Annotated in this window: 18 protein-coding genes; 3 read left to right on the top strand and 15 right to left on the bottom strand. The window is 60.2% G+C overall.

What is annotated here, in order from left to right:
- Positions 1-45: 45 nt before the first annotated feature.
- The 15 genes from GTO89_RS04315 to GTO89_RS04245 all read right to left on the bottom strand — a co-directional run bounded on the left by GTO89_RS04315 (position 46) and on the right by GTO89_RS04245 (position 18098).
- Positions 46-1134: a hypothetical protein gene (locus GTO89_RS04315; RefSeq protein WP_161260842.1), complete on the bottom strand. Its 1089-nt coding sequence runs from the start codon at positions 1132-1134 to the stop codon at positions 46-48.
- Entirely contained in the window at positions 1131-2963 is a 1833-nt protein-coding gene (locus tag GTO89_RS04310; protein WP_161260841.1) for a cobalamin B12-binding domain-containing protein, read from the bottom strand. The genes GTO89_RS04315 and GTO89_RS04310 overlap by 4 nt, the downstream gene beginning before the upstream one ends.
- A 6-nt stretch (positions 2964-2969) precedes the next feature.
- Positions 2970-3218 (bottom strand): hypothetical protein, encoded by a 249-nt coding sequence (locus GTO89_RS04305; RefSeq protein WP_161260840.1) that lies wholly within the window; start codon positions 3216-3218, stop codon positions 2970-2972.
- A gap of 215 nt (positions 3219-3433) precedes the next feature.
- Positions 3434-4768: a hypothetical protein gene (locus tag GTO89_RS04300; protein ID WP_328793858.1), complete on the bottom strand. Its 1335-nt coding sequence runs from the start codon at positions 4766-4768 to the stop codon at positions 3434-3436.
- 55 nt (positions 4769-4823) lie between these two features.
- Positions 4824-6110: an FAD-dependent oxidoreductase gene (locus GTO89_RS04295; protein WP_161260839.1), complete on the bottom strand. Its 1287-nt coding sequence runs from the start codon at positions 6108-6110 to the stop codon at positions 4824-4826.
- Positions 6111-6159: 49 nt separating this feature from the next.
- A complete protein-coding gene (locus GTO89_RS04290) occupies positions 6160-7626 on the bottom strand; it encodes a hypothetical protein (protein WP_161260838.1) in 1467 nt (488 codons plus the stop codon).
- Positions 7627-7686: 60 nt separating this feature from the next.
- Positions 7687-8142, bottom strand: a complete 456-nt coding sequence (locus GTO89_RS04285; protein ID WP_161260837.1) for a RidA family protein — start codon at positions 8140-8142, stop codon at positions 7687-7689.
- Positions 8143-8248: 106 nt separating this feature from the next.
- A complete protein-coding gene (locus GTO89_RS04280; RefSeq protein WP_161260836.1) occupies positions 8249-8683 on the bottom strand; it encodes a DUF6917 domain-containing protein in 435 nt (144 codons plus the stop codon).
- A 317-nt stretch (positions 8684-9000) separates the two neighbouring features.
- Positions 9001-9636 carry a redox-sensing transcriptional repressor Rex gene (locus GTO89_RS04275; RefSeq protein WP_161260835.1) on the bottom strand — a complete coding sequence of 212 codons (636 nt, stop codon included), beginning with the start codon at positions 9634-9636 and terminating at the stop codon, positions 9001-9003.
- Positions 9637-9652: 16 nt separating this feature from the next.
- Positions 9653-10651 (bottom strand): inorganic phosphate transporter, encoded by a 999-nt coding sequence (locus GTO89_RS04270; protein WP_161260834.1) that lies wholly within the window; start codon positions 10649-10651, stop codon positions 9653-9655.
- On the bottom strand, positions 10644-11273 hold the full coding sequence (locus GTO89_RS04265; protein ID WP_161260833.1) for a DUF47 domain-containing protein: 630 nt from the start codon (positions 11271-11273) through the stop codon (positions 10644-10646). The genes GTO89_RS04270 and GTO89_RS04265 overlap by 8 nt, the downstream gene beginning before the upstream one ends.
- 114 nt (positions 11274-11387) lie before the next feature.
- Complete coding sequence (locus GTO89_RS04260) at positions 11388-12881, bottom strand: bifunctional folylpolyglutamate synthase/dihydrofolate synthase (protein ID WP_235920230.1); 1494 nt, start codon at positions 12879-12881, stop codon at positions 11388-11390.
- On the bottom strand, positions 12881-15565 hold the full coding sequence (locus GTO89_RS04255; RefSeq protein WP_161260832.1) for a valine--tRNA ligase: 2685 nt from the start codon (positions 15563-15565) through the stop codon (positions 12881-12883). Before GTO89_RS04255 ends, GTO89_RS04260 begins: the two co-directional genes overlap by 1 nt.
- Before the next feature lie 384 nt (positions 15566-15949).
- Positions 15950-16918, bottom strand: a complete 969-nt coding sequence (gene meaB, locus GTO89_RS04250; RefSeq protein WP_161260831.1) for a methylmalonyl Co-A mutase-associated GTPase MeaB — start codon at positions 16916-16918, stop codon at positions 15950-15952.
- Between the two features lie 190 nt (positions 16919-17108).
- Positions 17109-18098, bottom strand: a complete 990-nt coding sequence (locus GTO89_RS04245) for a Mov34/MPN/PAD-1 family protein (RefSeq protein WP_161260830.1) — start codon at positions 18096-18098, stop codon at positions 17109-17111.
- Positions 18099-18264: 166 nt separating this feature from the next.
- Here GTO89_RS04245 and GTO89_RS04240 point away from each other — a divergent pair, with 166 nt between their 5' ends.
- The 3 genes from GTO89_RS04240 to GTO89_RS04230 all read left to right on the top strand — a co-directional run bounded on the left by GTO89_RS04240 (position 18265) and on the right by GTO89_RS04230 (position 20530).
- On the top strand, positions 18265-18660 hold the full coding sequence (locus GTO89_RS04240) for a rhodanese-like domain-containing protein (protein WP_161260829.1): 396 nt from the start codon (positions 18265-18267) through the stop codon (positions 18658-18660).
- Positions 18661-18743: 83 nt separating this feature from the next.
- Entirely contained in the window at positions 18744-19574 is an 831-nt protein-coding gene (gene panB / locus GTO89_RS04235) for a 3-methyl-2-oxobutanoate hydroxymethyltransferase (protein ID WP_161260828.1), read from the top strand.
- Positions 19574-20530: a ketopantoate reductase family protein gene (locus GTO89_RS04230; protein WP_161260827.1), complete on the top strand. Its 957-nt coding sequence runs from the start codon at positions 19574-19576 to the stop codon at positions 20528-20530. Before panB ends, GTO89_RS04230 begins: the two co-directional genes overlap by 1 nt.
- The last annotated feature ends 39 nt before the right edge of the window (positions 20531-20569 follow it).

The following is a 20569-nucleotide window of genomic DNA, read 5'->3' as shown; positions in this document are numbered from 1 at the left end:
TCAAAATCCTTCTCCCTATCTGTTTTTCCCTTTTGCATGTTGGCTCTAAAACCCCAGCGCCTTCCGCCACAGGGCCAAGGCCCCCTCCCGCTTGACATCCAGCACCGGCACTCTCAATCGTCTCCCCAGCTTTCCCTCCAAAACCCCGCCGGGCAGGTATCGAGGGCGGTAACTCTGGCTCTCGGCGTCATATTCCGGGTAAAAGGGATTGACCGTGACGGCCAGGAGCGGGATCGTGCGCCGCAGCACCGGCGTCAGTCCCCACGCCCTCACCTGGCGCAGCATCAGGTCCGTTTCACCGGGGCTGTCGCTGAGCAACAGGGTGACGGGATCGCGAAAAAAGAGGCGCCACCCTTTCAGCCGATGGCCGGCTGTAGCGAGCAGGGAACGGACTGCGGCGGTGGTCACCAGCCTCGGCAGAGCGATCAAACCCTCCAATGGGACCTTGGACACACCAGGGAGAAAGGCGAGGGCCTGCCGCCCCAGATCCCGTCCGTCGTCGACAGTCAGCATCTGCGCCTCCGCCAGGGGCATCTTGCGCCAGTGCCCTTCCCAGCGATAGGCGACGCCGCCTGTTTCCGTGAAAACGGCTGTACTGCCCTGAGGCAGACGAAAAATCTGGGCGATGCTCTCCGTCTCGGCAGTGAGACGCCCGGGATCGGTATGGCGAGCGGCGCCGGTGGCCAGGATCAACCCGTCCGTCTCGATCATGGGCGCGATGCGGTTGAGGGCGCCATCCACCATGATCAGGTCGGGACGGTAGCGAGCAAGACGCCCTTTTATCCAGCCGACCTCGGCCGACTTGTTGGGTCCGGCGACGACGACAAGACCCGGTGACACCACCTCGCCGATGACGATGGGTCCGAGGGCGCTGGGGATATTCGTGTCATCGAGGATGCGGATGTCGGCGGTGGACGGCGGCAGGCATTGGCGGGCTGTTGCGACGAGGGTTCCTGCCGCCAGGGCGAGCCGCGGCTTGGGCAAGCCGGTGATGTTATCCACTTCCTCGCCGTCATAGCCGATCGAGGTGACGGCGATCCGGCGCCGGCGGCGATAGGCTTCCCGGAGCAATGCCGTGGCGGTCGTCGTCTTACCCGTGTTTTTCGCTGTTCCTGCGATGCCAACCGTCTTCATTCCGTCGTGACCGTTCCCCGTCCGCCCCGTCCCGGGTAGGCGCCTTCCTCCTTGCTGCCCAGCAACCCGGTGTATAGCGCTTCGGGGAACGAAGGCGCGTCGGCCACCGCTCGCAAGACCGCCTCGATCTTCTCGACGATCTCTCTTGCCCAAGGACCGGCTTGCTTCGTCGGCTCGACGCGCCCCTCGCCGAAAAACCGGAAACCCTCGGCGACGGCGCGCAGGGTGTCGACACGGGAGGCGGCGACGATGGGGCCGCCCGAATAGGCCTCGTCAGACGAGGCGATGGAGATGGCGTCCACCTGGAGAGACGCAGCCAGGGCGGCGTGCAGCGCAGTGGTCATGGAGGACTGCACCCGATCCTCCGTCTGCGTCAAAAAGCCGATGGGCGCTCCGGGCCAGATCGGCGCGTCGATGATGGCGCGCAAGGCCTCGATTTTGGCGGCGTTGAAATCGACATAGTTGTCGCCCATCTGGCCGCTGACCATCACCTCGGGGCTGAAGGCGAAGAGCGGTTGCAGCATGGGACGGCCGCCCAGGCGGCGGGCCAGGGCGGCGACGATCAGCATGCCCGCAAAAGCTTTATGGGCGGGAACGCCGGCCAACTCCTCATTGGTGACCACATCGAAGGGGAGGTTGTACTTGACGGCCATACGGATGGCCTCCACCCCATCGACAGTCAAACGCGCCGGATCGGTGCCGGCGGCCAATGCGCCGTAGGCGATGTTGATCTTGGTCAGGTCGGCGCCGAGCTTGCCCGCCAGGACGACCGTCTCCGGCGTGTTTACGCCCCGGTGGGCGCGCACCTGCCAGAGGGTGGAAGGTTCGAGGGCCGCTTTGATCCAGGCGAGGTTTTCGGGGGTGATCACCGAACCATCCTCCTGATGGGTCAAAAAATCGCCGATAAATCCCTCCGTTCGCGCCCCCCAGGAAGGGTCAAAGTGGACGACGCCGTCGGCGCCCCAAGCTTCGCAAACCTTGATGTGAGCAATGTCCATAAAGGGGCAACCTGTGCCGTACTGGATAAAGACCCTGGGCTGGCGCTCCTGGTGCTGCAACCGGCGCACGGTCATCCTTTTTTCTACGGAGGTCAGGTAGTCTTCCAGGCGGGCGATCTCTTCCTTGCTCTGACGGCGTGTCTTAGGATGGACCTCGCCCTTGCGGTAATAGGCTTCGGCGACAGGGTCGCAAAGCGCCGCATAGGCTTCACTGAACCGGTCATCGATTTTGCCCTGGCGCCACATCTCTACATCCCAAGCCTCATCGCGCAGTCTCGCCCGTTTTATCCCCAGCGAAGTTTTCCCTTCGGTCCACTCCAAGATGCCGTCGACGATCTTGTCCAGCAATTTTCCGATAGCTGGATGGCGGTATTCGTAGGTATATCCCGCCGTCAACTGGGCTTTTTCCTTCTTCACCTTCGCCGCGTCAGGCTGGAAGGGCCGGCCTTCAATATAGGCGATCACCTCATCCACCGATGTGCCGGGACCAAACCCGGCGTCGAAGCCGAGCTCTGCCGCCAATTCGGGACGAATCGCCATGCCACCGACAACGAGCGTTGTTTTGTCCCGCAGTCCCGCCGCATCCGTCAAGTCGACAAAACGGGCCAGCAGTTCGGCCACACCGTAGCCCAAGGTCCGGCTGACGAGCACCTGATCGGGGCTCTCGCGGCTGATGACGCTGACGATCTCCTCGGGCGGCAAGTCTGGCGGCAGCAGCATGGTCTGATGCCCCGCCTCTTCAATGCCTCGGCGAAGCATTTTCAAGCCGATATCGTGTACCGGGTCAAGCGGCACCAGCAACACTTTTTTCCGTTCCAAACAGTTCGGCATGGCGGATCACCCCTTCCCTTCCCGGTTGACATTGCGAACCCAGGCGTAATCCTGTCCGGGACGATAGATATAGGCGCGGGCTCGAACGCGCGCCCCTGGCCCGGCGAACTGGATGAACACCAAGTCCACATCGTGAAAGCCCAGCGTCTTCATCAGGCGAATGGCCATTTCCTTTCCCTCTTCCTCGCTTGAACAGATGAGGAAGGTCTCCAGGTCCAAGGCATCGAGCACCTGGGAGAGCACCCCTTGCGCCATTGTTTTCCTCCTCGTCATTGTCCCTGCCGGGACCCTGTCATCTACGCTGGGATTATTTTCTCCCTAATCGAGATTTTTATTTTGGCCCTCAAAAAGAACGGCATATCCGCCTTTTTCGTAAAAAAACGGTTGACAAGGCTTTACCCTGTCAACCGCGCAGCCACCGGATATGCTGTTGCCCTGTCTCCCCGTTGTGAATGGGATTCTGGTCCCCCTTACATGAGCAATATGGCGACGACGGTTGTCGCTGCCAGACCTGCGATTACGGGGATGAAGTTCCGGCGAGCCAGTTCGATGGGGTTGACGCCGGCAATGGCGGCCACCGGGATCAAGCCCCAAGGGATGATGGTGCCGCCGCCGGTCCAGACACCGGCGATCTGGCCCAGAGCGGCCAGGACGGCCACATTCAAGTCAGGGCGAGCAGAACCGAAGGCGGCGGCGATGGAACCGACCAGCGGCAGCGGTGAAAAGCCGGACCCGTCGAGACCGACGATCATGCCTGCCGCCAATTCGATGACGGCGATCGCCGCTTTGTTCAAGGGGACAGCGTTGGAAAGGGCCAGACCGACATCTTCAAGGAAGCCGGGCGCCCCCTTGCCCAGGATCTGCTGCGACAGTTCGCCTTTGCCGAGGAAGAAGAAGCCACCGATGATGATCACAGGGGCGAAGATTTTGATGCCGAACATGAAGCCGTCCCGGACAAAATCGGTGATCTTCTCCAGCGACTCGACGCCATATTTGAGCACAGAACCCAAGGCGAGCAGGAGGGCCGCAGTTCCTCCGACAAGGGCGGTGGCGTCGCCGCCTTTGAGTTTATACACATACATCGCCACTACGTCGGCGACGAAGGCCAGCGGAACCAAAATGGCAAAAATCACAGAAAGTGAGGTGATCTCGACATTCTGGTTTTTGCTCTCAAAGGCCTGGCGTTCCTTTTCATGAACGGCCCGGTTGGCCGCAATGTCTCGCCGAATCAAGATAAAGGCTACGATCGTTGTGACCAGCGCCATGACAATCACCAGCGGGATCGAGGCCTGAACGACCTGTTCTGACCCCAACCCGGCCGCTTTGGCAGTGATCGTCGGCGCTCCCTGTATCACGTAGTCGCTGGAAAGGGCGATGCCGTGACCGAAGAGGTTCATGGCCATGGCGGCGCCCATGGAGGGCAGCCCGGCTCGGACGGCGATGGGCAGCATGATCCCGCCGATCAGGGCAACGGCCGGAGAAGGCCAGACAAACCAGGAGACGACCATCATGGACAAACCCAGGATCCAGAAGGCCACATTGGCGTTGACCATCAGTCGAGCGGCGGGACGCATGATCACGTAGTCGGCGCCCAACTCGGTCAAGACCTTGGACATGGCCACGATCAGTGAAATGACCACGATGATCCCGAGAAACTCCGTGCCGGCGACAACCAAGGCGTTGAACACAGACTGGATCGCCCCGACGAGCTTGCCCGAATACATCCAGCCGATGTGCAGGATGCCGATCAGACAGGGGATCAAGGGATCTCGGCGCAAACCCATGACGATGATGACCACCAGCACGTAGAAGAGGAAGATCCAGTGAAGCGTTGTGAGGGTAACCAGCGGCGATCACCTCCTAAGAGACGGGCCGTGCCATGACGCCAGTCAAGCCGGCTCCTTCCACCCGCTGCCGGATGGCGTTGACATCGGTCGAATAGAGCCCCTGCTCCTTCATCCGTTGGAAATAGACGGATCCCGAGAAGGTGTACTTTTTCGTCAATCCTTCCTCGGTCTGCATCTGCTCGTTCACATGGGCGATGGCGTCGCCGACAGCGAGAGAACGGGGCAGTTCGAGGAGCGGCTTTTGCAGAGCGAAGCGGACGGCGTTATGGCCGGCCAGGGCGCCGGTGACGATGGCTTCCGTGTGCCCGACGAGGAGACCGGCCTTTTCACCGGCGCAAAAGAGATTCTCCACGTCGCCCTTGACTTTCAGGGCATTGTCGCGGGGGCACATGCCCACATAGCGCATGGAGTTGCCGATTCCGCCGGCGTAGGGGTCCTCGAAGCGGGCGTTTTCAAATCCGGGAATGTGGCGCAATTTGTCCAGGGGGTAGTAGGGCGACATCAGCTTGGCGTGTCCCGTGTCGAGGAGGATGACGTTTTCGGCAAATTCCTTGAGGGCGTACTGCTGGCAGGCTTTCTGAGACAGGGCGTCCTCCTTGCGCAACGCCTCCGGGATAGAGACGACGGCCACGCCCGTCTTGTTCAGGGTGTCGACGATGTCGTCACGGATCGAATCTTTATGCAACTTGCAGGAGCCGGACATGGCGCCGAAACTGCCGTCGGCCTTTTTGCCGATGATCTCTTTGACGCCGGCTTTGCCGGCGATCGAGACGCGTCCGCCAAAAGTCGGGCAGCGGTAGATGCACATGACACAGCCGTTCCCATACTTGCCGCAGTTCCCCTGGGGCCCTGCTGTGCCGCTGGCATCGACGAAGACATCGCCGGAAAGGGTTTCCGTCTCATCCAAGACTACGCCGGTGATGCGCGATCCTTGCATCGCAATGTCCCGCACCCGAGCCAACGTGCGGAAGTGAATATTGGGGTATTTGGCCAGGCGGTTGCGGACAGCCGGCTCCACCTTGGCCACGTCATAGAGGCTGGCGTGTTGGTGGCCGGGGAACTCGATGTTTTTATGGCGGGAGACCTCGTCAGTGACCTCGAAGAGATCGCCGACGCCCAAGGCCAGCATTTCCTCAGTGGCGGTAAAGCGGCCATTGTTGCGCATGATCCCGCCGACGAGACCGGTGCCCAGAAACATGTCAGTCCGTTCGAGCAGGGTAACCTCAGCGCCGGCCTTGGCTGCGGCAATCGCTGCAGCGCAACCGGCCCAACCGCCGCCGACGACGACTACCTTCGGCACTGGATCGTCACCTCTCTCTCCTTGCCGCTTTTTCTTGCGATGGCATTCATTAGATCATTCCGGCGTAGCGGGCGGTGATCTCCATCAAGCGGACAAGGGCGCCGACGGCAAAGCGCATATTCTCTTCGATGATTTGTCCATCGTCGTCTGTCGTGCCCAGACCGGGCGAGATGTAGACGTTGGCATCGTAGGCGATGGTCGGGATGACCCCCATCTGGGCCAGGCCGCTCTGCAGGATATTGCTGCCGGCGTACATGTCTTCGATGGCGAAGATGGGCAGGCCCAGCCCGCCTTCTTTCCAGGTGCCTTCGTAGTTGACCTCGACGGCCTGGGAGTTGTAGGATTTGCTGATCTTGAGGCCTTTTTTGATGTTCGGGTGAATTTTGTCAAACTCGTCGTTGACGATCCGCTCCAGGTCGTCGACCGGCTTGGTCAGGATCTCCGGCTTGTCTCGCAACACCCGCAGGGTCTGCACCTGGCTGAGCAGGGCCTCTTTGCCGGGATCGAAGGTGACGAAGGCGGCTTTGCCGTAGGAGGCTGTCGTCCCCCAGCGGTCGCCGTGCATGCCCATGGCCCGGCGGATGTGAGTCATCACGTCCTCGCGACCGATGACCAGGCCCGAGGTGGCGGCGCCGGAGGCTTTGTCCATGGCGTAGGTGATCACATCGGCGTTCACCTTGCGGGGGTCGGTGCCGACGAAGGGGATGCCCCAGGCGTTGTCGATCAGGTAGGGCACGTTGTACTCGTGGGCCAGTTCACCGATGCGCTTCATCAACAGCGGCGCGCCGTCCTCATCCTTGACGCCGTAGCCGTAGCCGGGGGTGTCATAGCCGAGGGAGGCGAAACCAGTCAGGAAGGGCGCATGCACCTCGGCGGCCAAGGCCATCTGCTCGATGGACGCCTCCGGGTCGACCTCGGTCAGCAGCGGCACAGGGTGGGCTTTGATGCCGTGGACGGGATACTGGGCGCCGACGAGCGGCACGATGACCGTATCGAAGTTGTTCTGCCGTTTGCCGTAAAAACCGAGTTCCCCGGCGGTGGTTCCGCGATCGGCGTAGATGTCCTTGTACTTGGGCGGGAAGGGACGGCCGTAGGCGCCTTGGTGGTGCATGTGCTTTTCATAGGGGCAGATGTAGCGGGCGCGGTAGTTGTCGCCGCGGCCCAGGTTGGGCGGTGTCATCAGGCTGTCGAAGCAGAGCCAGAGCGCCGCCTCGCAGGTGCTCGTCGGCACCGGTTCCCACTCGTCGCCGTAGACATCCTTGACGATCTCCCGGAGTTCATCGACGAGCTTGGCCAAGGGGATGACTTCTTTGCCGCCCTTTTCGGTCGCCTCGGCGATGTCGCGACGCAAGGGCGCCGGGCAGCCCGAGATGGCGCCGGTGAGGCCGAATTTGCCGCGCAGGTTCGGCGGGATGCCGATCTCATCGGCCACTTTTTTGGCTTCGGCGTAAATCTGGGGGACGCTGGCCTGGAGATGGCGGTACAGTTGGTATTTGTATTTCAGGGTTGTCGTCAAATCAGGATCCTCCTTGTCTTACATGCGCTGACTGGCTCCTGGCTGGCTCAGGGAATGACTTTAAACTTGCACGATCATCTCGACTTCCACCGCGGCGTCGAGCGGCAGTTCATTGACGCCGACAGCGGAGCGGGCGTGTTGCCCTTTGTCGCCAAAGAGTTGGCCCAACAACTCGGAAGCGCCGTTGATGACGCCGGGCTGGCCCTGAAATCCGGCTGCGCTGTTGACGAAGCCTGTCACTTTGACGATCTTTTTGACCTGGTTGAGATCGCCCACCTGCCCCTTGATCACGCCGAGGCAGTTCAGGCAACAAACCTTTGCCGCTTCATAGGCCTTCTCCGCCGTCAGATCCTTGCCCACTTTGCCCTTGTATTTCAACTCGCCGTTAACAAAGGGGATCTGCCCTGACGTGTAGATGAAATCTCCCGCCTTGACAGCCGGCACATAGGCGGCCACTGGCTTGGGCGCTTCCGGCAGCGTGATTCCCATCTCCTGCAGTTTTGCTTCTACAGACATCCCTTCACCTCCTGAAAGTGCGAATCCCTTGAAACTCATCGCTAGTTTCACCGAGGCTGGGAAAAAAATGTGCTTTTTTGACGGTTGATTGACCAGGAATTCTCTTTCAGTCGGGACTTTTGATCAGCAGTTGCTGGCCGATCTCAGCGCCGATGGACACGCCTGATTGACGCTCATCTGATTTGATCACAATATTGATGTGGTTGGGCATATGGGTCTCGTCGAAACCGGCGATATGGCCGAGGAGCTTCCCTTTTAAAAAAACCGGGTCGCCGGTAACAATGACGCCGCCCCCTTTCACCTCGAAGAAACCGAGGTAGGCGATGCGGTCCACCTGCTTCCCTGGACCGGCCTCGAATTCGTCGGTGACGATGATCTCGTGAATCTCATCCTCGGCCAAGGCGCGGGAGATGGGCTTGATCAGTTGCAGCCCGCGATTCTCCAGCTTCCCTTCGAGGATGGCCACCAGTTCGCCGACGACATCCTTTTTCTTGGCGTAGGGATGGACGCGGAGCATGCCTTTGGCGTAGGGATCAGACATAGCGGTAATGCTCCTCCTTTGTCACGATATGGTCATTCTCTAGTCTGGCATTGTGTCGTTTTTTTATGAAAAAAAGCTACCTCTTTTATTCACTCGTGCCATGCATTTAAGTGCCTTACCTGCGCTTATTATAAAAGCAAAAAAGTTACCCCCTATAGTAGTGAACAGGACTACCATAAGGGGTAACTTTCTTTCATTTCAGTTTCTGATCTGAATATCCATAAGTAAATATACGAAACAAGCGTTGCTATGTCTACGGAATAAGTAGCGCAGGTTATCACATTAGAAAAAGGACTCCGAATCGAAGAGAACCCGGTTTACAGCTTGCCCCGCGAACCCAGATTGAAGGTCAATACCTCCAGGTTCACCGACAGATCGACATTGCGCAACTCGATCCGAGGCGGCAGGTTCAAGACACAGGGGGCGAAGTTCAAGAGAGCGTCCACGCCGGCGGAGACGAGGATATCGGCGACCTCCTGGGCCACTGTGGCCGGGACGGTGATGATGCCGATGCCCACCTGCTTTTCCTTCACTGTCCTGTCCAATTCATCGATGGGTTGAACGGTGATATCGTCATAGGTCTGCCCGATTTTAGCGGGGTCGCTGTCAAAAATCCCGACGAGGTGGAAGCCCCGTTCTTGGAAGCCCCGGTACATGGCCAGCGCAGAGCCGAGATGACCGGCGCCGACGATGACGACGCGCCACTCCCGGTTCAGCCGGAGGATGTTTAAGATGTGGTGTTGCAGTTCGTCCACATTGTAGCCGACACCGCGAGTGCCAAATTCCCCGAAATAGGCCAGATCCTTGCGAACGTGGGCGGGACTCACGCCCACCCCTTCGGCGATCTCTCCCGAAGAAATCATTTGCACGCCCCGCTCCTCCACCTGGCTCAGATAGCGGGAATACATGGACAACCGGATGATTGTGGCTTCGGGGATTTTCAGGGTTTTCACGCCAAATCCCTTCTTTCTAGATACCGATTAACCGATGGATCACTGCGTAAGACAAAGCTGCGACAGCGGCCGAGGCCGGTATGGTAAAAATCCAGGCGGTGACGATCCGCTTGGCCACGACCCAACGAACGGCAGAGACGCGTTTGGCCGAGCCTACCCCCATTATACACGAAGAAACAACGTGTGTGGTACTTACAGGCATGCCTAGCGTCGAAGCGCCGTAGATGACCAGCGCGGAACTCACGTCAGCAGCAAAACCGTTGATCGGCTCCAACTTGACGATCCGTCCGCCCATGGTGCGGATGATCTTCCAGCCGCCGACGGCCGTGCCAAGGGCCATCGCCATGGCGCAGGCAAAGATGGTCCACTTGGGCACCTCGAAGGTGGCGATCATGCCGGTGCTGAAAAGGGCCATGGTGATGATGCCCATCGACTTCTGAGCGTCGTTGGAGCCATGAGAAAAAGCCGCCGCCGTCGCCGCCAGAATCTGCAGGCGCAGATAGCGCTGATTGACCCGGCCCGGCGTCTGTTTGCGCGACAGCCACCAAAGCGCTGTCATCATGAAGAAGCCGACGACCAGCCCCATGATCGGCGAGGCAAGCAGGATGAACACAATCTTTTGGATGCCGGCCCACTTGAGATGACTGGCTCCTTGTCCAGCCACAACAGCGCCGATGACGCCACCAATCAAGGCATGGGAACTGGACGAGGGAATGCCGTAGTACCAGGTGAGGAGGTTCCAAAAAATCGCGCCAACGAGAGCCGCCAGGATAACCGACAGCGTGACTGCTGTCGGGTCGGCAATATCAGAGCCGATGGTCTTGGCCACCGCCGTGCCAGAGAGGGCGCCCGCAAAGTTCATCGCCGCTGCCAGCAGGATGGCGTTGCTCGGCGAGATCGCGCGCGTGGAGACCGATGTGGCGACAGCGTTGGCCGTATCATGAAAACCGTTGATGTAGTCAAAGGCGAGAGCCAACAATACGACAGCAAAGACAACAATTTCAATGTTAGGCATTCTTGAGGGCGACTCCTTTGACGATCTTGGCCACATGCTCGCAGTTATCGATGGCGTCTTCGACTCGTTCCCAGATCTCTTTCCATTTGATCAGTTCGATGGGCTCATTGATCTCTTTAAAGAGCTTGGCCATGCCGCGCCGGTAGATGCGGTCGCCATCGCTCTCACACTGCTTGATGCGGGCGCAGGTTTCGATGATCTTTTCCTGTTCCTTGCGGATGTTGCGCATTGATTCAAAAGCCGAAACAAGCAGTTTGGTGGCCTCAGACAGCACGTCGACGAGCACGACAAGATCTTCCGATGGTTCGCCCGTTTGATAGAGATGCATGCGTTCAATCGTTCCATGAATGTTATCGAGGATGTCATCCAGCCGGTTGCTCAAGGTGTAGATGTCTTCCCGGTCGATCGGTGTGATGAAGGTGGAATTCAGTTGGTCAGAGATATTTGCGGTGATGTCGTCACCTTCATGTTCGACCTCAGTGATCTCAGCCATTTTGACCGATAGGAGTTGGTAATCCTTCATCAGCGATTGAAAGACGGTAGAACCGCGGTGAACGATGCGGGCACTTTGTTCCAGGAGCGTGAAGAACTTGTCTTCCCGGGGCTTCAATGACAGCAGCATGTTGTTTAAACCCTTCTTCCTGATTTTTACGAAATGCTAACATCCATAACCTAATCTTTACGCGCACACCCCAACTATTATATCAGCAGAAAATGAGATGGTGAAGCCACCATCTCATTTTTCGTAAAATCTTCGATTACATTCGTCAGAAAGGATCACATTCCTCGCCTCTGCCACCATGTACAACGATCCGGTGACGACGATCGGCGCCGCTAAACGGGGGGGTTCGCCGACAACGGCTGCCGGCGTCGATGGGGCCAGTTGCCGAGCCTTCTCCAGGGCATCGCCGATGTCGTCGACGACAAAGACGCGCGGGCAGCGGCTGGCTGCCAGGGAGGCCAAGGCCTGCCATTCGCCGGCGCGAGGGCTGTTGGGCCGCGTCACCACGATGGCGTTGGCCAGGGGGGCCAAGATCTCGACGACGCGCTCGCGCTCTTTGTCGGCCAGCATGCCCAGGACGAAGACACGCTTCCCGGCGCCTTCTTCTCGGAGCGCACCGGCCAGGGCCAACGCGCCGGCCACGTTGTGGGCGCCGTCGAGCAGAAAGGAACCGAGACGTTCCAGTCGACCCGGCCAGGTCACCTGGCGCAGCCCCGACGCCAGGTGATCCGGTCGCCAGTCAAAGCCCTTCTCCTTTGCCGCTTCCAGCACCGCCACGGCCGTTGCCAGATTCACCTGCTGGTGCTTGCCTGTCAGGGGCGGCGTTAGGGGACCGTAGAGGCCGAGACGGCCCTCGACGACGATCCTCTCCCGCTCCTGGCCCGCTACAGGTTCCCACCGGACCTGGATGGCTTTGGGCAGTATCGGTCCCCGGCGCACCACCTGGATGACCGGCGCGCCGACTTGTTCCGCCTTCTCCCGGAGCACCGCCAGCACAGGGGCCTCTTCGCTGGCAGTCACCAGCGGCGCGCCGGCCTTGACGATCCCCCCCTTGACGGCGGCGATCTCCGGCAGCGTCGTGCCCAGGTAATCCATGTGGTCAAAGGTGACATTGGTGATGCAGGCTACGATCGGCGTCACCACGTTTGTCGAATCGATGGCCCCGCCAAGCCCCACCTCAAGGACGACCACATCGACGTCTTCCTGGGCGAAATAAAGCAGAGACAAGGCCGTCCAGACCTCAAACTCGGTGGGGTGTTCAAAGCCTTCGGCCACCATCGCCTCCAGGTGAGGGCGCAGCTCGGCGATCAGCGCCGCCATTTTCGCCTTGGCGATGGGCTCGCCGTTGATGCGTGTCCGTTCCGTGTAACAGTGCAGGTGGGGCGATGTGAACAGGCCGACCCGATGGCCCGCCGCCTGCAAAACGGCGGCGGTCATCACCGAGGTGGAGCCTTTGCCGTTCGTGCCGCCGACATGAATAAAAGCGGGGCGCTCCCGGCGGTGCGGGTCGCCGAGGCGGCGCAACAACTCGGTAATGCGACCCAGGCCGAAGTTAAAGCCGAACTTGGTCAAGTCTTTCAAGTAGGCCAGCGCATCGGCGAAAGAGGCATCGTGACTGGCAGCGTGCCCCTCTTGCCCGGAGGCCCCATTGTGACAAGTCGAAGTGACAACGGGAGCAGCATGCTGCTCCCGCTCTCTTTTTGGCTCCTGTTTCATTGCTCGTTCCATCAGGTCCCCAGTGATGTGAGGGTGCGCAGGCGTTCCTCCAGAGCCGATTTTTTCCGGAGCGCCTCCCCTTCCTTTTCACGTTCCTTGGCGACCACTTCCGCCGGCGCCTTCGCGATAAAGCCGGCGTTGTTCAGCTTGCCGCCGAGGCGGCGCACCTCTGATTCAACGGCCCGCAACTCCTTCGTCAGGCGGTCGATCTCTTTGGTCAGGTCAATGAGCCCCTTCAAGGGCAGGTAAATGGATGTGTCACCGACGATGGCCGTCGCCGCCCCTTCGGGCTGTCCGTAGCCGGTCCCTTCGATCTCCACTTCGGAAGCGCTGGCCAGGTTGACGATGTAGGCAGCGCCACCGGCCAGGACCCGGCGGTGCTCCTCGTTGCCGCTGACCAGGATCACCTCAGCCCGCTTGCCCGGCGCCACGTTCATCTCGGCCCGGATGTTGCGGATGGCGCGGATGACATCCATGACCAGGGCCATCTCTTCCTCCACAGAGGCGTTGATGAACTCAGGCTCCCCTTCGGGCCAGGGGGCGATCATGATCGATTCGCCATGGTGGGGCAACTGCTGCCAGATCTCTTCGGTGAGGAAGGGCATGAAGGGGTGGAGCAGTTCCAGCGTGCCGCGCAACACATGGGCGAGCACCTTCTGGGCCGTCTGGCGCGATGCGGCGGCGTCGTTGGCGCCGGGCTCCTTGCCATAGAGGCGCGGTTTGGCCAGTTCGATATACCAGTCACAGTATTCGTTCCAGAGGAATTCATAGATCAGGCGAGCCGCCTCGCCCAGATCGTATTGTTCCAGCGCCGCCGTCGTTTCGCCGATCAGGCGGTTGTACCGGGAAAGGATCCAGCGGTCAGCCAGGGTCAGTTCGCCCCAAGGCTGGTGGCTCTTGAAGCCCTCCAAGTTCATGAGAACAAAGCGCGAGGCGTTCCAGATCTTGTTGGCAAAGTTCCGGGTTCCCTCTAGCCGCTCAAATTGGAAGCGAATGTCGTTGCCGGGCGTGTTGCCGGTGACGAGCATGAACCGCAGCGTGTCAGCGCCATACTGGTCAATGACCTCAATGGGGTCGACTCCGTTGCCGAGGGACTTGGACATTTTGCGCCCCTGGGCGTCCAGGATGAGACCGTGGATGAAGACCTCGCGGAAGGGCACTTCGCCCATGAATTCGAGGCCCAGGAAGACCATGCGGGCCACCCAGAAGAAGATGATGTCCCGGCCTGTGACGAGGACCGACGTGGGGTAGTACTTGGCCAGTTCCTCTGTTTTTTCCGGCCAGCCGAGGGTGGAAAAGGGCCAAAGGCCAGAGGAGAACCAGGTGTCGAGCACATCGGGATCCTGCTCAAAGTGACTGGCGCCGCATTTGGGACAGACGTCGGGACGCTCGTCGGCGCGGCCGCAGTAGATGTAGTCGCAGTCATCACAGTACCAGACGGGGATGCGGTGGCCCCACCAGAGCTGCCGGGAGATGCACCAGTCGCGGATGTTTTCCAGCCAGCCCAAGTAGATCTTCGTAAACCGCTCAGGCACGAACTTGAGCCGCCCGTCCTTGACGACCTCCATCGCCGGCTCGGCCAGGGGCTTCATGCGGACAAACCACTGGGGAGACACCATCGGTTCGACGACGGTGTCACAGCGGTAACACTGGCCGACGGCGTGGACATGGTCGTTGACTTTCACCAGATACCCCTGGGCCTCCAGATCGCCGACGATGCGCTTGCGGCACTCATAGCGGTCCAACCCGGCGTAGGGGCCGGCTTCATCGTTCATGAGGGCTTCCTTGGTCATGACAGTGATCTGGGGAAGGTTGTGACGCAGGCCCACCTCAAAATCGTTCGGGTCATGGGCCGGCGTGATCTTGACGACGCCGGTGCCGAAGGCGGGATCGACGTAGGCGTCGGCGATGACAGGGATCGGCCGGTTGACGATAGGCAGGACGACCATTTTTCCGATCAGGTGCTTGTAGCGGTCATCGTCGGGATGGACGGCTACCGCCGTGTCGCCAAGCATCGTTTCGGGTCGGGTTGTCGCCACGACGACTTCGCCGTCGCCGCCTTGGACAGGATAGCGGATGTGCCAGAGGTGGCCGCCGCGCTCCTCATGCTCCACCTCGATGTCGGAGATGGTCGTTTGGCACTTGGGGCACCAGTTGATGATCCGGTTGCCCCGGTAGATCAAGCCTTTTTCGTAGAGGCGGATGAAGACCTCCTGGACAGCCTCGGAACAGCCCTCATCCATGGTGAAGCGCTCCCGGCTCCAGTCGCAGGAGGTGCCCAGGGTGCGCAGTTGGGTCGTGATGCGGTTGCCGTACTGGTGTTTCCAATCCCAAACCCGCTCCAAAAAGGCATCGCGGCCGAGGTCGTACTTGGAGACGCCTTCCTTGGACAGGGCTTCTTCCACCTTGGCTTGCGTGGCGATGCCGGCATGGTCAGTGCCGGGAACCCAGAGCACGTTGTAGCCCTGCATCCGCTTAAAGCGGGAAAGGATGTCCTGAAGGGTGTTGTCAAGGGCATGGCCCAGGTGCAGGCTTCCCGTCACGTTCGGCGGAGGCATGACGATCGAAAAGGGTTTGCCGCCACCTTTGACGTCGGCTTTGAAAAAGCCCTTCTCACTCCACCAGGCATAGCGCATGGCTTCCACCTGTTTGGGATCATAAGTTTTGGACAAACCGGAAGATGTCGCTTCGCTCACTTGAATCCTTCCTCCCGTTGATTTCCTATCGGTCCGCTTACCCTGCGCCGGAAAAATCTCCGGTCGCGCAAAAAATACAAAAAGCACCCCGTCCGGCAAAGGACGGAGTGCTCCGCGGTACCACCTTTGTTCTTCCGGCCGCCGGCGAATCGCCGCGGTCGAAAAAGCGCTCTTGGGGGACGATAACGGGTCCAACCGGCCTCGCGGCACTCCGGGACGACTTCCACCGCGCCACCCGGCGACCTTTCAGCCAGGGGAACACCCCTGGGTCGCCTCTCTGCAGGGTTTAAAACGGTGTACTCCTCCCCATCGTCGTTTTCAACCGATGGATTATTCCTTTATCTTAGGGACTTTGGTTCCTTTTGTCAAGTTTGCCCCAAAGGGTTACTGAGGCTCCCCCGATGCGAGCCCTTTTTCCAGCACCTGTTCAGCCGCCGTATTCGGATCGAGGGTGCGATGGATCACCTCGTCGAGAATCCGGTCCCACTCGCCTGTTTTCTCCACTTTATTCCGGATCAGATCCTTGATGTGATGCTCGATCACTTCGCGCAGTTCCAACTTGATCCGCTGTTTTCGTTCGTCGGCGAGTTTTCCTGTCGTCTCCAGGTGATCACGGTGCTTCTGGACGGCATCGAGCAGTTGGTCGATGCCGCTGTCGCGCATGGCCACCGTGCGCACGACAGGGGGACGCCACTCCTGGGTGCCGGGGCGGGTGCGGGCGCCCAGATCAAGCATCACCTCGATCTCGGTGACGACACGATCGGCCCCTTCCAGATCAGCCTTGTTGACAGCGAAAACATCGGCAATCTCCATGATGCCCGCCTTGATGGCTTGGATGGAGTCGCCGGCGCCAGGGGTGAGCACGACGACGGTGGTGTCGGCGGCGGTCATGATCTCCAGTTCGGACTGGCCGACGCCGACCGTTTCGACGAGGATGTAGTCACAGCCAAAGACGTCGAGGACCTTGAGCACCTCTTTTGTCGCCCGGGCCAAGCCGCCAAGGCTGCCCCGGGTGCCCATGGAGCGGATGAAGACATCCTTGTCCATGTAGTGCTCATTCATGCGGATGCGGTCACCAAGGATGGCGCCGCCCGTGAAGGGGCTCGTCGGGTCGACAGCGACGACACCGACTTTCTTGCCCTGTTTGCGCAAGCCCGAGATCAGGCGGTCAGTCAGGCTTGATTTGCCTGCGCCCGGCGAGCCGGTGATGCCGAGGACGTAGGCTTTGCCCGTATGGGGGTAAAGCGCTTTCAGCAACTCCTGTTTTTCGGGGCCGCCGTTTTCTACGAGGGTGATCATCTTGGCTGCCACTCGTCGCTCGCCGGCGATCAGGGCGGGAATCTGGTCGATCATGGGTTCATGCACCACCTGTACGAATTTCGCCGAGAGGGATCGTCCGTTGCCAACTGAAAATCCGATGGCTCGCCCTTTGAACCGGTATGTGTTCAGAAAGTATTCGTTCGATCTTGACGGAATTCCTGCACAGACCCATTTGTTCGACTATTCACAAACGTCGCAAGGAGGAACGTCACAGGCGTTGCGGCTATTTCCACCACAGGGTGTATACACCGACAGTCACCAGGGCCGCCCCCAAAAAGATCAATAGACCCATACCCACGGTCATGGCCGCCCGCTTCCAGGCGCTCTCCCCCCGTCGTCCACGCGCTCGCGCCTCCGGCGGCATATCTTTGAGCGGATCGCGCGATCCCCGCAATCGATCATTGGTGATGACCGGAAGGGACGAACCGGCGACAGTGTCATCAATGACAAGGACAGGTTTTCCTTTTTCCGCAGCCACATTCCCTGCCTGCTCGGGAACAGCGAACATCATCCGGGCCGTTTCCTCAATCGGTCGTTCGAAACGAGGAAGCGGCGCGCCAGGCTGCGCCGAATTCTGCGACAGAGCGCCGGACGCGGCAGCTGTTTCGGCGGCAGGCCCTTCTCCGAAACGGACGCTGGCCTTCGCTCCATAGGCGTTGGGACTGGAAAAGGCAGGATTTTTGCCAACTGGCGCCGAACGAGGGTAAAGCGGCACCGGTTGGGTGCGCGCCGAACGGGTAACCTGGATCGCCTGCCAGTCTTCTGTGGCCACCATGGCGCCTTTGCGCCAGCGGTAAAAGCCATGGGTGCCTGACTGGGGATCGACAACCCAGCCGATGTGCCAGGGCCGGGAAAAATACTCCTGCTGAATCGTCAAATCCTGACCGGAAAAGAAGAGGCCGCAGCCGGGATGGCTGTGCACCCAGCCGAGAACCTGCAGTTTCGGCGCCAGCTTGCGCAGGCGCTCCCACTCCTTCCAATCGGCTTCTGTCAGCTTGAGACTCGTATGGACCGGCTCGGCGTTCAGGGCCGGCAGGAAGGTGTCCACGCGAACAAGGGCCCCTAAAATCCCTGAACGTTCCTGAAAAAAGACATCGCCCAGGAGCAGGCCGCCGGCCTCATGGTTGGATTTTCCTACATATTCACTCACATCGTTGAAGGCCTTGTCCAGGATTTCAACGTGTAGATATTCGACATTAATCTCTTCGTTCATCGGAATTCTAACCCCTTTCCCCGTAGCGTTACCATTATATCCCCGGTATTTCGACGATTCAATCCACCAGAGGGGAGAAAATGGAGGAGAATGGGGCGGCTCCATAAAAAATAACAGATCGGTGAGACCAAAAGGGAAAAATACTAAGCAGACAGGGGGTTCCCACATGGAATTGGCGCTAACGATCGTCATTACCGCTTTTGCCGCCCTCGCCTTGTGGCTGGCGGCGCGCTATGTTTTCGGCGGCGACGCAGAAGATATCTCCTATGATCAGGCGGCGCGCATCCTGGCGGAGGAGAAGCGAGCGCTCCTGCTCGACGTCCGAACCGCCCGTGAACACCAAACCCGCCGGCCCGTTGGTGCCCACAACATTCCCCTCCAGGAGTTGAAACAGCGCCTGACCGAGTTGGAACCATACCGGCAGTACAGTATCGTCGTCATCTGCGCCAGCGGCATGCGCAGCCGAATGGCCGTTCAAACGCTCCGCAAACAGGGCTTCTCTGGTGTGAAAAATTTCCGTGGCGGCATAACTAACTGGCAGGGAGAATTGGAAAGCGGCTGACCGCCCCTCTTCAGCGACGGCAGCGCATTTTCGACGTCCAAAGGGGCGTCTATAGAAAGCGAAACAGACAGGAGGAATTGGTTTTGGCCAAGAAGCTCACCTTGCCCCAGTGCAAAGAAGTGAAAAAGCAAGGCAAACGGCTGCGCATGATCACCGCCTATGACTACCCCTTCGCCCGCCTTGTCGATGAGAGCGACATCGAGATCATCCTGGTCGGCGATTCCCTGGGGATGGTTGTTCTGGGCTATGACAGCACCGTTCCGGTCACCCTCGAAGAAATGATCCATCACTGCCGGCCTGTCGTTCGGGGCGCAAAGAACACCCTGATCGTCGCCGACATGCCCTTCGGAACCTACAATGTCTCTCCTGAAGACGCCATTCGCAACGGCAACCGCATGCTGAAGGAAAGCGGCATTGAAGCCGTCAAGATCGAAGGGGGAACCCACATCGCCCCAACGGTCCGCGCTCTCGTCGACGCCGGCATCCCCGTCATGGGCCACATCGGTCTCACCCCGCAGACGGCGGCCCAACTGGGCGGTTTCAAGGTCCAGGGGAAGACAGAGGAAGCAGCCGAGCAGATGCTGAAAGACGCCTTGGCGCTGGAGGCGGCCGGCGCCTTCAGCGTCGTCATCGAATGTGTCCCCGCCGGCCTGGCCCGAACGATCACCGACAGCCTTTCCATCCCGACCATCGGCATCGGCGCCGGCCCCTTCTGTGACGGCCAGGTCCTCGTCATCCAGGACCTGCTCGGAATGTATGATCGTTTCATCCCCAAATTCGTCAAGCAATACGCCCAGACGGGCCCTGTCATCCGGTCGGCGCTCAATGAGTACGCCCGGGAAGTGGCCGACGGCGTCTTTCCCGACCGGGAACACAGCTTCGGCATGGACGACGAGATGAAAGGACTCTATTAATGCTCATCGCCGTGGTGGGCGCCGGCGCTATGGGCTGCCTCTACGGCGGCCTCCTCGCTCGCTCCGGCGCCGATGTGACCCTCATCGCTCGAAAGACCGCCCATGTGGAGCAGATGAACAAAGAAGGCCTTCGCCTGAGCGGACTGAACAGATTGGATGCTCCGGGAGGAACGGACGAACCGTTGACCATCCCGGTGCGCGCCACCACCTGTCCCGCCGAGATTGGTCCGGCCGATCTGGTCATCCTCTGTGTCAAAGCGACCGATACAGCCGTTGCTGCCAAGGGTTTGGGGCCGCTCCTGGCCCCCCACACCTCCCTGCTCACGCTGCAAAACGGCCTGGGCAATGCCGAGATCCTGGCGGAGCGCTGGGGCGCCGAACGGGTGCTGGTGGGAACCAGTTCCTTCGGCGCCCTCCTTGTCGGCCCTGGCAGTGTCCGGCTGACCGGGCGGGGACAGACCCACCTGGGAGAGCCGGGAGGCCTTCACTCCGAACGGATTGTGGCGATCGCGACGGCCTTCAACCGGGCCGGGTTGAACGCGGCGGCCAGCGGCAATGTGACGGGACTGTTGTGGGATAAACTGCTCATCAACGTAGGCATCAACGCGTTGACGACCATCGCCGGCATTCCCAACGGCAAAGTGCTGGAATCACCGGCGCTGGCCTGCCTGATGACCGAGGCGGTCGCTGAAGCGGCGGCGGTGGCGACGGCTGCCGGCATCGTCCTCTCTCCCGCGCCTGTCGAGCGGGCAAAGGCCGTTGCTCTGGCAACGGCCGCCAACCGTTCCAGCATGCTCCGAGACATGGAAGCCGGCCGGGTGACAGAGATCGACGCCATCAACGGGGCGGTGGCGCGCTACGGCCGCCGTCATGGCGTCGCCACGCCAGTAAATGAAACCCTCACATTGCTGGTCAATGGGCTCACCCAACTGCGTCAGCTCGAATCAATGCCATAAGTGGTCGGGCGAAAGCCGGAACCGGACATACTAAGGGCG

Origin of the sequence: Heliomicrobium gestii (genome assembly GCF_009877435.1) — a bacterium.
Classification (GTDB): Bacteria; Bacillota; Desulfitobacteriia; order Heliobacteriales; family Heliobacteriaceae; genus Heliomicrobium; species Heliomicrobium gestii.
This window is presented reverse-complemented; position numbering and strand designations above follow the sequence as displayed.